This window comes from Methylacidimicrobium tartarophylax (genome assembly GCF_902143375.2).
GTDB classification, from domain to species: Bacteria; Verrucomicrobiota; Verrucomicrobiia; order Methylacidiphilales; family Methylacidiphilaceae; genus Methylacidimicrobium; species Methylacidimicrobium tartarophylax.
On the sequence record NZ_CABFVA020000035.1, the window covers coordinates 1 to 12,388 of the forward strand.

General features: G+C 60.3%; 10 protein-coding genes and 1 pseudogene. 3 read left to right on the forward strand and 8 right to left on the reverse strand.

The genetic code is table 11. The annotated features are described in order from the left end of the window. Nucleotides 1–146: 146 nt before the first annotated feature. From feoB to aroA, 5 genes and pseudogenes are all read right to left on the reverse strand, one after another. On the reverse strand, nucleotides 147–2,249 hold the full coding sequence (feoB, locus tag MAMT_RS04350) for a ferrous iron transport protein B (protein WP_142659789.1): 2,103 nt from the start codon (nucleotides 2,247–2,249) through the stop codon (nucleotides 147–149). A gap of 3 nt (nucleotides 2,250–2,252) precedes the next feature. After that, the gene (locus MAMT_RS04355) at nucleotides 2,253–2,642 is read right to left on the reverse strand and encodes a FeoA domain-containing protein (RefSeq protein ID WP_142659790.1); all 390 of its coding nucleotides are present in this window, start codon (nucleotides 2,640–2,642) and stop codon (nucleotides 2,253–2,255) included. A gap of 116 nt (nucleotides 2,643–2,758) precedes the next feature. Continuing rightward, a complete protein-coding gene (locus MAMT_RS04360) occupies nucleotides 2,759–3,361 on the reverse strand; it encodes a lysophospholipid acyltransferase family protein (protein ID WP_142659791.1) in 603 nt (200 codons plus the stop codon). 19 nt (nucleotides 3,362–3,380) lie between these two features. After that, nucleotides 3,381–4,094 (reverse strand): (d)CMP kinase, encoded by a 714-nt coding sequence (gene cmk, locus MAMT_RS11815; RefSeq protein WP_342799821.1) that lies wholly within the window; start codon nucleotides 4,092–4,094, stop codon nucleotides 3,381–3,383. Between the two features lie 39 nt (nucleotides 4,095–4,133). Beyond that, nucleotides 4,134–5,417, reverse strand: a pseudogene (gene aroA, locus MAMT_RS11820) (3-phosphoshikimate 1-carboxyvinyltransferase); the annotation flags it as partial. 321 nt (nucleotides 5,418–5,738) lie between these two features. Between aroA and MAMT_RS04370 the strand changes: the two are divergent. Beyond that, the gene (locus MAMT_RS04370; protein ID WP_142659793.1) at nucleotides 5,739–6,083 is read left to right on the forward strand and encodes a hypothetical protein; all 345 of its coding nucleotides are present in this window, start codon (nucleotides 5,739–5,741) and stop codon (nucleotides 6,081–6,083) included. Nucleotides 6,084–6,112: 29 nt separating this feature from the next. Here MAMT_RS04370 and MAMT_RS04375 read toward each other — a convergent pair whose 3' ends face one another. Next, the gene (locus tag MAMT_RS04375) at nucleotides 6,113–7,231 is read right to left on the reverse strand and encodes an enoyl-CoA hydratase/isomerase family protein (RefSeq protein ID WP_246186521.1); all 1,119 of its coding nucleotides are present in this window, start codon (nucleotides 7,229–7,231) and stop codon (nucleotides 6,113–6,115) included. 41 nt (nucleotides 7,232–7,272) lie between these two features. Beyond that, nucleotides 7,273–9,408 (reverse strand): amylo-alpha-1,6-glucosidase, encoded by a 2,136-nt coding sequence (locus MAMT_RS04380; RefSeq protein WP_142659795.1) that lies wholly within the window; start codon nucleotides 9,406–9,408, stop codon nucleotides 7,273–7,275. Between the two features lie 181 nt (nucleotides 9,409–9,589). Between MAMT_RS04380 and rpe the strand changes: the two genes are divergently transcribed. Beyond that, the gene (gene rpe, locus MAMT_RS04385; protein WP_142659797.1) at nucleotides 9,590–10,309 is read left to right on the forward strand and encodes a ribulose-phosphate 3-epimerase; all 720 of its coding nucleotides are present in this window, start codon (nucleotides 9,590–9,592) and stop codon (nucleotides 10,307–10,309) included. A gap of 181 nt (nucleotides 10,310–10,490) precedes the next feature. Here rpe and MAMT_RS04390 read toward each other — a convergent pair whose 3' ends face one another. Next, nucleotides 10,491–11,249: a hypothetical protein gene (locus tag MAMT_RS04390; RefSeq protein ID WP_142659796.1), complete on the reverse strand. Its 759-nt coding sequence runs from the start codon at nucleotides 11,247–11,249 to the stop codon at nucleotides 10,491–10,493. Between the two features lie 23 nt (nucleotides 11,250–11,272). Between MAMT_RS04390 and MAMT_RS04395 the strand changes: the two genes are divergently transcribed. Beyond that, nucleotides 11,273–12,352: a pyridoxal-phosphate-dependent aminotransferase family protein gene (locus MAMT_RS04395; RefSeq protein ID WP_142659798.1), complete on the forward strand. Its 1,080-nt coding sequence runs from the start codon at nucleotides 11,273–11,275 to the stop codon at nucleotides 12,350–12,352. Nucleotides 12,353–12,388: the final 36 nt, after the last annotated feature.

Below are 12,388 nucleotides of genomic sequence, written 5' to 3' on the forward strand. Positions count from 1 at the left end.
CGGGCACGAGCCGCAGCAACCCTTCCGGTTCCGCATGGCTCGCGCAAAATCTCGCATGATATAGAGAAGGCTAACCCCTACCAGGAGCAAAGCCACCCATTGCTGCCAGTTCCCTTCCACGTTTCTTCCTTATCGCCCTGCCGCCATTACAGGCCGCATGCCCGGCCTGCCTGATAAACGGCCAGACATACAGCATAGGCGAAGAATGTCATATAGCCAAATTGAAAAAACGCCCATCGCCAGGATCCGGTCTCCCGGCGCACGGCGACGACGGTACTGACGCACTGGAGGGAAAAGACGAAGAAGAGCATGATGGTCAGGCAGACCAGAGGGGTAAAGACGGGCTGGCCATCGGGCCAACGATCCGCCAACAGTGCCCGGGATAACGGGATCGGCTCGGCCTCGCCTTTGGATTTTCCGGCATAGAGGACGCCGATGGTGCTGACGAAATTTTCCCTCGCCGCCTGCGCGCTGATCAAGCCGATGCCGATCTTCCAATTAAAACCAAGAGGGCGAATCACCGGCTCGATCCAGTGACCGATCCGCCCGGCAAAGCTACCCGCCAGCTGAGCCGACTGATCTACGCCGGGAACCTTCGGATAGGCGGTCAGCCACCAGAGAATCACGGAAATGGCGACAATCGTGGTTCCGGCGCGGCGAAGAAATGCGCCCGCTCGGGAGAGCATTTGAGTGCCGATCGTTCGAAGCGAAGGTCTGCGGTAGGGAGGCAACTCCAAGACCAGAGGAGCGGGCCGACCACGAAAGAGGCTGTTCTTAAAGAGCCAGGCGAACCCGAAGGCGGTCGCCAGACCTAGAAGATAGAGAGACATTACGATCGCTGCCTCTGCTACGCCGGCTCCCGGCCGACCGCCGAAAAACGCCGCAATCATGAGCACATAGACCGGCAACCGCGCCGAGCAGCTGGCAAACGGCGCCACCAGAATGGTGACCATCCGATCGCCAGGGTCGGAAAGGGTGCGGGCCGAAAGAATGCCAGGGATCGCGCACGCATGGCTGGCCAGCAGAGGGATGAATGCTTTCCCTTGCAGGCCGACTCGGCTCATTACCTTATCCATGAGGAAAGCGGCGCGCGCCATATAGCCGCTGTCTTCCAGCAGGCCCAAGAAAAAAAAGAGGACGAGGATTTGCGGCAGAAAGACGATGACGTTCCCGGCTCCTCCGATCACCCCTTCGGTCAAAAGGTCGCGCAAGTCCCCGGCGGGCAGGATCTTCTCCAGCCTTGCCGAAAGAACCGAGAAGAGGGCGTTGATGGCATCCTTGGGACCCGCGCCCACCTCGAATACCGCAAGAAACATGGTCCCCATGATCCCCAGGAAGATCAACCAACCCACGAACGGATGAGTCACCCAATGGTCCAGCCAGTCGGTCGCACTTTTGGCGATCACGGGGGATTTTTGCAAAACCTCGCCGGTGAGCGTGCGAATCTCGCTCTGACGCATGGCAATCGTCTGCTGCCGCCAATCCGGCATCTTTCCTTCGAGCCTCTCCTGCTCTTGCCGCAGCGCGGGTAATAGATGAGTAACGGCCAACACCTCGGCCAGACGTCGGGGATCGGGAGCACCCAGGATGAGCGCGCAGAGCGCTCTCCTCTCCACCCTCTCCTCGGGAAAGTCGCCAGCGATACGCGCCAGCGACTCCTCGACCGGGGCGGGGCACCGCCTGCAAACCGGACGGCCCGGAGGAAGCTCGTGCGATAGAGTTGCGCGAAGCTCAACCAATCCCTTCCGCCTCGATGCCTGGCACGGAATCACGGGGCACCCCAGCTTTGCCGAGAGCCCGGCAACGTCCAGACTGTCTCCTCCTTCCTCCAGGAGATCCATCATGTTCAGCATCACGATTGCGGGAAGACCCAAATCCAGCACCTGCGTAACCAAGTAGAGGCTCCGCTCCAAATGGGTGGCGTCGACGACGCAGATCACCGCGTCCGGCACGGGTGTATCGGGACGCGTTCCAAAGAGAACCTCGCAAGTGATTTCCTCGTCCGGGGCGCTCGGCAGCAAGGAATAAGTGCCTGGAAGATCAATCAACTGACACTTCCGGCCATGCAGGTCGAAGAAAAATCCAATTTTCTTCTCGATCGTGACGCCGGGATAATTCGCGACCTTCTGCCGCAAGCCCGTCAGGGCGTTGAAAAGAGTGGACTTACCGCTATTCGGGTTGCCCACCAAAGCAATGTTCGTCAGCTCGGCGAGAGGAGCGCCCTCTCTAGCCCTGGGCGCTAACTTCATCTCCTATTCGGCCCAGCCGCTCCTTCTTCGGCGGAAGCGGTCGAGAATGCGGCAGAAAAACGTCCCTTCCCCGGACGAAGGAGAAGGGCCCGGATCGACTTCCGCGCCTCCATCACTCTCACGCGCCTCTCCGGAAACGGCGGTAACGAAAATTCGCCGTGCGACGGCTGCACTTAAGCCGACCCGAGCACCGCAGACCAGGCAGACCGTCATCGCACCGTGAGACAATTTGACGAGCTCCGCCCGTTGGCAAAAACCCATTTCGTGCAGCCGATAACATTCGCATGGGTTGCCCGCAACGGAATGAATCCAGAGATGGGTGCCAACCGATGCTTCTGACAACGGAAATGCCGGCGAGGCCACCTCCATTGGTCGTTCGGGAGGCACACTCATTGCGAACAATCTAAGCGCTCACCCTTTCTTCTCAAGTGAAATTCAAATCGGGTCTTCGCCCGCCGCCGAACTCCGTTTGTTCTGGCAAGACGAAGCTTTGCGCTCGGCCGCAGTCACTACCGCAACTCCCCGATCCGCCGCATCATCTCTTCGGCAAGGGAGCGATAATATTCCTTTTTTGTTTCGCCATCCCTCATCGGCCGCGGCTGGTATGGGGATCCCACAGCGACGCGGATTGGGGCAAGGCGTGGAAATCGGGAAGAGCGCGACAACGCTTCAAAGGAACCGAAGACGCGCACGGGCAAAATAGGGACCTGCGCTTGGGCCGCAAGGAAGCCTGCCCCCGGTTCGGCGGATTGCAATTTCCCGTCGGCACTCCTTGTCCCTTCCGGAAAGATCAGAACCCCGTGACCCTCGGTTAACAGGCCGAGAATCTTGCGAAGCGCGGCGGGCTCCGGATGCTCTCGCGCCGTCGGGATCGTGTTTACACTAGTCAGCAGCCCGGCCATTGGGCCTCTGAATAGCGAGCGGCGAGCCAAGTAGTAGATCTCCCGAGGGACCACGGATCCCACCGCCAGTGGATCCAGGTAGCTCGCATGATTCGAAACAAGAAGAAGTCCTCCCCCGGGGACTCGTTCGTTTCCCTCTCCTTGCAACCGAAAACAGAGACGCAGGACGACTTTCACCAGCGCCCGCGCAACGGCATACCAAGGCCTCATGAGCCAGCGAATCCGAGCGTCACGGGGCAGAAGGCCCTTCCGGCAGGGGAAACCCGCGTTTGCGCAACTCGTCGAGCAGCCGGCGGACCACTTCTTCGACAGTCATCCGGCTCGAGTCGAGGAACGCGGCGTCCGCCGCGCATCGCAACGGAGCCGCCGTCCGAGACCGATCTTCCCAATCCCGGTCCTCGATGGAATCGGTCTCGCCCTGCTTTTGCCTTCGTTGCTCGCGCACCTTCGGATCCGCATCAATGTAAAACTTGTACCGGGTGGCCGGAAACACCGCCGTTCCGATATCGCGGCCCTCCATCACCAGGGAGTGCTCTTCGGCCAGCTGGCGAAAGATCGGAAGAAGCCGTTTCCGCAGCCAGGGAGAAGCGGCCACGTGGGAGACCGCCGCATTCACCTCTGGACTTCGCGCCTCCTGCCCCGGTTCTTTCCCATCGATCCGGACATGAAGCTCATTCCCCTCGATCTGACACTCGATTTTCATCTGCCGCACGGTGGTTTTAAAGACCGGCTCGCGCTCGATCGTCACTCCTTTGGCAATCAGTCCCCAAGTGATCGCCCGATAGACCAGCCCGCTGTTGCAATAGGCAATGCCGAGAGCCTGAGCGAGTGATTTTGCCACGGTGCTCTTCCCGGAAGCGGACGGGCCATCGATTGCAACGACCGGACAGCGGGGCGCCTCCGCGATGCGATTTGGCTCGGAACGAGCGGGAGCCCACGGCAGATAGTCCTTCCACCCCTGCGCCGTTTCCGCGGAGGCTCGGCTGAGCTTTTCGAGATGGCGAAAAAAACCGGGATAGGAGGTTTCGACACACCCAACCTCATCGATGCGGCTCTGGCCGTCGGCTCGGAGAGCCAGGATGGAGCAGGCCATCGCCACGCGATGATCTCCAAAGGACGAGACACGGGCCGCACGGATGAGATGCCCCCCCTCCACGATCATTCCGTCCGGCAACTCGTCCACGGGAACGCCAAACCGCTGCAGATTCTCCACCATGCACCGGATACGGTCGCATTCCTTGACGCGAAGCTCCGCCGCTCCGCGAATGTGCGTCTCTCCTTCCGCGAGCGCGGCGATCGCCGCAAGGACCGGTAACTCGTCGATGAGGCTCGGAATTTCCGCCTGCTCGATCTTCGTCCCCCGCAGCTTACCTCCTCGAATGAGGAGTGAGCCCTTCGGTTCGCCGTCTCCTCGGCTTTCCTCGACGCTCTCCTCAATCTGAGCCCCCATGCGTAAGAGCACGTTGATCAACCCCGTCCGTGTCGGATTTAATCCGACACTCCGAATCCGAATCTCCGAGCCTGGGATCGCCGCTGCGCCGGCAATCCAAAAGGCGGCTGAAGAAAAATCGCCGGGGACAAAAAGATCACGTCCTTCCAGCGTCAATCCTCCGTGAATGAGAATAACCCGACCCTCGCGCAGAGGACGAACGCCGAAATGCGCCAGCAGGCGTTCGGTGTGATCTCGAGTCGGACTCGGCTCGAGAATCCCTGTCACCCCTTGCGCATGCAACCCGGCTAGGAGCAAGCAGGATTTCACTTGGGCGCTGGCTACGGGAAGCTCGTACTCGATCCCGCGAAGCTCCGCCGGCTCCAGAGTCAATGGTGGAGTTCCCTTCTCTCCTTCCGCTCGGATATGAGCACCCATCCTTTCCAGCGGTTCGATAATCCTCCCCATCGGACGCTTCGAGAGCGAAGCATCGCCTACGAGTCGGGAGCGAAAAGATTGCCCGGCAAGAACTCCGGCAATCAGACGCATCATCGTCCCGGAGTTTCCGCAATCGAGCGCCTCCCGGGCGGGGGAGAGCCGATGCGAGCGGTTTTCGATCGAGAGACTTGTCGGGTCTCGGACCTCGATGTCAACCCCGAGCGCCTGAAAAGCGCGCAGCGTGCAAAGGCAATCCTCAGAGGGAAGAAAACCCGTCACCACCGTCGGGCCGTGGGCAAGCGAGGCTAGCATCACCGCGCGATGGGAAATGCTCTTGTCCCCGGGCACCGTAATCTCTCCGGCAAGACGCATGGCCGGAACAATCGAGAAGCTCTTCATTTCCTCTACTCTTCTTTCCTCGGCGAAACCTTATCTCGTCCTCGGGGTTTCGGCCGCTGCCCATCCCGGGCACGCCGTTTGCACAGTTCCTGACCCGCCTTTCCCCTCTCCGGCAAACACCCGCTTTACCGGCGGCCCTAGAAACTGGTCAACATCAAAAGAGATCCAAGCGCGGCCCGTCTCCACATTCTTCTGATGGCTGAGTTGGTGTCTCTTTACGCGATAGGAGTCTCTTTCCTCTTGCGTTCCCACGCGCGTTGCCAACCATCTTCGAGTTCGCTCCGCTGGTGTAGGTAGGGCGAGCGGAAGAGAAAAAAACCCATGAGAATTGGCGCCCTCGTCGTCGGTTTACTCGGCGGACTCGCCTCCGTCGTCTACGGATTGCTGGGCTATGGTTTGGCGAGCTTCGCCGAATCGGGATATCCCGCCTCTGCGACGGGGGTGAAGATTTTAAGCGTCGCCGTGCCGATCGCGGCTCTACTGGGAGCCGGAATCGTCTTGGCGAGACCGCTCTTCGGCGGATTGCTCATGGGAGTGGCCGCCGGCGCCTTCCTTTGGCTTTTGGGCTTCAATGCCTTCAGCCTCATCCCGATCGTGCTCTTGAGCTGTGGAGCCATTCTCGGACTTCTGGGCGTGCTTGAGCCGGACCGGCCGCAAAAGAAATAGATACCGGCTGCTCCGGGAGAGAACGGCCGTCAGAGATCTCTCAAGGGATGCTCTTCCGGAGGCCAAGGAGCCACGAACTGCTCTTTTACTTTTTGCGCCGGCACCGCCGCGATGTCTTTGTCGCTCCACCTGGGATTTCGGTCCTTGTCGATCAACAATGCGCGAATCCCTTCCGGGAAGTCCGCACGCGCTCCGCACCAGTGAGCGACGATCGCTTCCAACCGGATCACCTCTTTGAGCGACATCCGGACGGTCCTTCGGGAAAGCTCCCAAATGAGCCACGAGGAAAGCGGGCAGCCCTCCGCGAAATTTTCCGCACCCTGGGTGAACCAGGGATCGGTGGAAACCGGTCCATAGGCGATCTTGTCCGCGATCTCCGGGAGGGTGTCCCCCTCGGTGAGGGATTGAATGCGATCGAACTCCAGCCGAGTCCGCGCCGGGCTCACGGCACTTCGCCACCGCCGTGCCCACTCTCGAAGGGACCGGGCCAGAAGCAGGCGATCGGCTTCGGCCTGTCCGGTCCAAGAGAGGCTGGCAAGCCTCTCCTCCAGAACCGACATCCTCTCCTCGGCAGGCAGAAAGTAGTCCGCCAACTTCAGGAAAAGGGCGTCCCCCGCCGCAACGGAGAGGCCGGTGAGGGCGAGAAAAAGGCCGATGCGACCCGGCATTCGCCCCAGGAACCAGCTTCCGCCCACATCCGGGAAGAGCCCGATCGAAATCTCCGGCATCGCCAGTCGGCTCTTCTCGGTAACGACTCGGTGACTCGCCGCAGCCAGGAGTCCCAGGCCTCCGCCGTAAACGATCCCATCGCCCCAGCAGAGAATCGGTTTCGGATAGGCATGAATTCTACCGACGACTCGGTATTCCTGGATGAAGAACCGGCTAGGAAAGCTCGAATCCCCGGAACGAATCGCCTGATAGATCTTCCGAAGATCTCCGCCGGCGCAAAACGCTCTCTCCCCGCTGCCGGAGAGCACCACGCAGGCAATGCCCGGATCTTCTGCCCATGCGCAAAGAGCCTCATCGAGAAGCGCCGCAGTCCCCAGGGAGATGGCGTTGAGCGATGCGGGATTACTCAGCGTGACGTAGCCGAGGCGAAGCCCTCCCTTCGCAGCCCTTTCCTCCACGAGAAGCGACCGATCTCGCATTATCATAATATAATATTAACCCGCTTGTCCCGCAGACTGACTTAATTGACAAGCACAACCGAAACGTCGCCTCTCCGGCGCACGACGTTCATCGCCACGTCCCGAATATGGGAGCGAAAGAGCACGTCGACCGAAGCCTTCTTCAAGGGAAGACCGTGGAGAAGCAGATCGTCCACCTGAACCGGAAGAACTGGTTTTTCGAACCGAATCTCCCCGCCTTCCGCATGAAATCCGATGCCCAGGCAGGCTGCCAGCAGCGCAAAGAGGCTGCCGCTGGCCCATCCCTGGGGACGGCAGGCGATCGGATAGCGCACGGGCGCGGAACCCGGCCGCCTGGGGAAGCCGCAAAAGAGCTCCGGTAGGCGGTGGTCCTCCAGGTAATCGAGCGCGCAGAAGAGGCCCTCTGCAAGCTTGCGCAGCTCGGCCGAGAAGCCATAGCGGGCCAAGCCAAGAGCAATGAGGCTATTATCGTGAGGCCAGATAGATCCGTTGTGGTAGGACATCGGATTGTAGCGGGGAGCTTCTTCGGACAAGGTGCGAATGCCCCAGCCGCTGAAAAAACTGGGCCCGAGCAGAAGCTCGGCCACGCGGCGCGCTCGATGCTCGGAGGCGATTCCCGAAAAAAGCGCATGGCCGGCATTGGACGCGGCAACGCGGCAGGGCTCCTTGTTCCCATCCAAGGCGAGGACATAGGTACCGAGCTCCTCGCACCAGAAGACTTCTTCAAAGCGCTCCCGCAACTGCTCGGCCTTTCGCTGCATCTTGCAGGCCGACTCGGATTTCCCCAGAACCCGAGCAAGGCCGGCAGCTCCCGTCCAGGCCGCATAAGCGTAGCCTTGTACTTCGCAAAGAGCGATCGATCCTTCCGCGAGCCGGCCATCGGCATGAAAAATCGCGTCATCGCTATCCTTCCAGCCTTGATTCCAAAGTCCCTGCCCCTTCGGCGGCCGCTGATATTCGAGGAAACCATCTCCATCCCGATCCCCGCGAGTCTCCATCCATCGCAAGGCAAGCTCGATGTGGGGCCAGAGCTTTTCGATCCATTTTTTATTGCCGGTCCGCGCATAGAGGGCTCCCGCCAAAAGGACGAAGAGAGGCGTTGCGTCGATGCTGCCATAGTAGAGCCCGAAGGGGACATCACCGATCGCAGCCATCTCCCCCTGCCGCAACTCGTGCAGAATCTTCCCCTCTTCCTCTCCTTTGGCCTGATGGGCTGCCAGGAAGCGGAGGACCCCATGGGCAAGACAGGGATCGAGCCAGAGGTACTGCAACGCGGTGAGGATTCCGTCACGTCCGAAAACGGTACTGAACCAGGGCACTCCCGCGAACGGGTAGAGCCCTTCTCGAGTCGGAGTGACCAGCATCTCGAGATCGGCCCGCGCTTGATCGATCCATTCCTGGACGTGCTCATTCGAAGTTCGGACTGCCGCGCGACCTAAATAACGGCGTGGACGCCCATCCAGCTTCTTTCGGGGATGCGGCATGCTGCGAATAAAGAGCTTCGGCTCCGGCTGCGCGAAGCACTCGACAACCGCTTCGAGCCTCCGCTCGTCGCCCGGCTGCAAAGGAAGATGGTATCGGGCCATTTTTGCTCCCAGCTCGGTCGGCATCGGCGTAAAGGTGAGCCGGGTGGAGCGCTCGACCTCATCCACTCCCCGATATCCGAGAGTCACTGACGAGTTGCGAATCTGCGGCTTCCGAAATCTGCCTCGTTTGGAGCGTCCTCTTCCCCGCACCTCGAAGATGTCCGCAAAATCCGCTTCGAAGAGAATGGCGACGTCGAGCACGATTGGGCACGATGCGTAATTGCGCAGCCGCAACTCCTCTCGAAAGCCCCCATCATAAATGCGCTTCTTGCGGAGGACGTGGACGGTCCGACTGGGGAGCGTGATCCGCCCATTCTCCTCGGAAATGTCGACGTTGGTCAGATCGATGCTCGCTACGGCTTCCAGCCCGCCCATGTGAGAGCTCAGCAGCAGTGGTTCCGCTCGCCCGAGCAGGAGGTGAAAGCGAGAAAGAAAACGGGTATCCGCGCGGAAGAGCCCTTCGGCCGGCCGTAGGCGCGCTTCCGCGTCGCCCGACGGGTTAAAGACCCCAAAGGTGTCCCCTCGTTTCAGGACGAGGGCCTGATCCTCCATGAGCTTCTTCGGCGTCCCAATGGCAAACTCGCTGTCCACGGCTCAACGGTCAACATGCGCAGGACGATACAAAGAGCGCAAGGGCGGAAAAGACCGAAAGACTGCCGCCTCTCGATTCCTCCCGATTTCGTCCCGAGAAAGGGCTGTTGCTCCCTCAAAAGGATTCGGTATCATTCAAATTTACGAGCAGTCACGTCGACCGGCTCAGGGAGAACTTATGATGACACTGTCAAGGGAAGCGGGGAATCAGGGGAAGGGAGAGCATCGGATCAAGCTGTCTCCCTCGATCCTATCCGCGGATTTCAGCCGATTGGCCGCCCACGCCCGCGAGGCGATCGAGAGCGGAGCCGATTGGCTTCACATCGATGTGATGGATGGACACTTCGTCCCGAACATCACGATCGGCCCGCTCATCGTGGAGGCCCTCCGCCCGCTGCGCGCCGAAACGGGAGCTCTCCTGGACGTGCATCTGATGATCGAAAAACCGGAGCGATACCTCGCGGATTTTGTCCGGGCGGGCGCCGATATCGTCACCGTACATGTGGAAACCTGTCCCCATCTGCATCGAACAGTACAGGCCATCAAGGAACTAGGAGCGAAGGCGGGTGTCACGCTCAACCCGGCCACCCCGTTGGTCGCTCTCGAGGAGATCCTCCGGTACGTGGATTTAGTGCTCGTCATGTCGGTGAACCCGGGCTTCGGAGGCCAGGAGTATATTCCCGCCAGCACGGATAAGATCCGCCGGTTGCGCCGCATGCTCGAAGAGATCGGCTCCGAGGCTTGGCTCGAGGTCGACGGAGGGGTCAAGCCCGAAAACGCGGCGGAAATCGTCCGGGCGGGAGCCACTGTTCTGGTGGCCGGCTCGGCCGTTTTCAAGGGCAAGGTAGCCGCCAACGTGGAGCGAATCTTGAACGCGGTATCGGAAGCGAGGGCTGTTTGAATCGCCTCGCCTCGGATACAAACTGCCCCCCGGTGGTCTCCCGCCGAAGGGCATAAATTTGGATTCCCAACTGGAAGCCGATTTTCCGGGGATTAGCGTTTCCCCTGGCTCCTCAGGGCTCGGAATCGCCGGATTCTTTCTACCGAATCTCTACCGAAGTGGCAAGCGCTCAACCTGCAGGTTAAGGCTCGGACCCGGCGGTCAGATCGCCCCGCCGGTAGTTTCGCATCGCCACCTGCTGTCTGGCGTGGTTGCTGCCAAACCATGTGCCGACCCGGTATTCGACCCATCCACTGGCGGGCAGAACCCCTAGATCGGAAGATGCGTTTGCCCCCTCGTACCAGATATCCAATTGATCGACCGAGGCAAAGATCCAGGCGATGGGAACCGGGTGCGTCAGGTTGGCCTCGACATGAAGGATCGAGCAGTCCTTTTTCCGCACCCAAAGCTTCCCTTTCAAGGCATTGATCACCCGATCGGCTCGCGAGCGGCATGGTGCGTCCGGCTTGGGTTCAAAGCCAAGGAGATAGACCCGCTGGCCATTCCAGACTCCTTCCCCTTCGAGATGGATCGCATAGCGGGGGAGAAGGTTGCGCATGGCCAGGACATCGCTCACCTGCTGCGCAGCCCGAGCCTCCCGAAGCTGCTGGCTGCTTAACTTTTGCACCGAAACCGTTCCCGCAGACGAATTCGGCACCAGCAGTAGTCCTTCCCCCGGCTTCACCACCATCCGGATCTCGTCCGTCTTCTTCGAATTGCCCATGTTATCCAGCTGATCGGTGCGAACCTCTTGGCTATACTCCAGCCGGAGTAGGAGCTGCTTCGCCTCGTCGTCCCGGGCGACGACCTCTTGAAGAATCTCTTCCAATCGGGGCTCGGCAACGGCTCGGACCGTCAGGAAGATAACCGAGCAGAGGAGAAGCCATTGCCTTTTGCGCATCGGATCCCTATCCTCCCAGAATGATGCCTCACGTAAAACTTTTTATCCCCGGTCCGGTTGAAGTCTCCCCAGAAACGCTCCAGGCATTCGCTTCGCCGATGATCGGACATCGAAGCAAGAGCTTTCAAGATCTCTATGCGGACCTGCAGCCGAAATTGCAGGCGCTCTTCTATACACAGGGCCCCGTTTTTTTCAGCACCAGCTCCGCCTGGGGCGTCATGGAAGCAGCGGTCCGCAACCTCACAAACAGAAAGGTGCTCTGCTGCGCTAACGGAGCCTTCTCCGACAAGTGGTACGATGTTGCGCTCCGCAGCGGCAAAGACGCAGAACGGCTCACTTTTCCTTGGGGGACGCCGATCGATCCCGAGGCCGTCCGGCAGAAACTCTCCACCGGCGAGTTCGATGCGCTTACGGTCATCCACAACGAAACCTCTACCGGCCTTATGAACCCGCTGTCCGAAATCGCGGCAGTGATGCGGGAGTTTCCTGAGGTCTCCTTTATCGTGGATACCGTCTCTTCCTTCAGCGCCTTAAGGATCCCTTTCGACGAGTTGGGGATCGATGTGATGCTCGCCAGCACGCAGAAGGCGCTGGCGCTGCCGCCAGGAGCCGCTCTCTTCGCGGTCTCTGCGCGGGCGCTGGCCAAGGCGGAGACCGTACCCGGACGTGGCTACTATTTCGACTTCATCGAGTTTCAGAGGAATCACGAGAAGAACATGACGCCGAGCACCCCTGCGATCGGCCACCTGTACGCCCTGCGGCAGAAGCTCGCGGAAATTGCAGCGGAGGGAATCGAGAAGCGCTACGCCCGCCACCGCGAGAATGCCGAAATCGTTCGCTCTTGGGTCAAGGAACGGGGCTTTGCGCTCTTCCCGAAGGAAGGCTTTGCCTCTCTGTCTCTTACTTGCGCTTCGAACACGCGGAAAATCGATGTGGCGCAATGGATCCAAATTCTGCGAAGCCGCTTTCAGTGCGTGATCGACGGCGGTTATGGGAAGCTCAAGGGTCAGACCTTCCGCATCTCCCACATGGGGGACGAGACGCCGGAGACGGTTCGTCAACTCCTCGAGCGACTCGACGAGTGCTTGGCCGAACTCGGCTGATTCCTTCCTCCTTCGGGCACCCGGTTACAGGCCGGG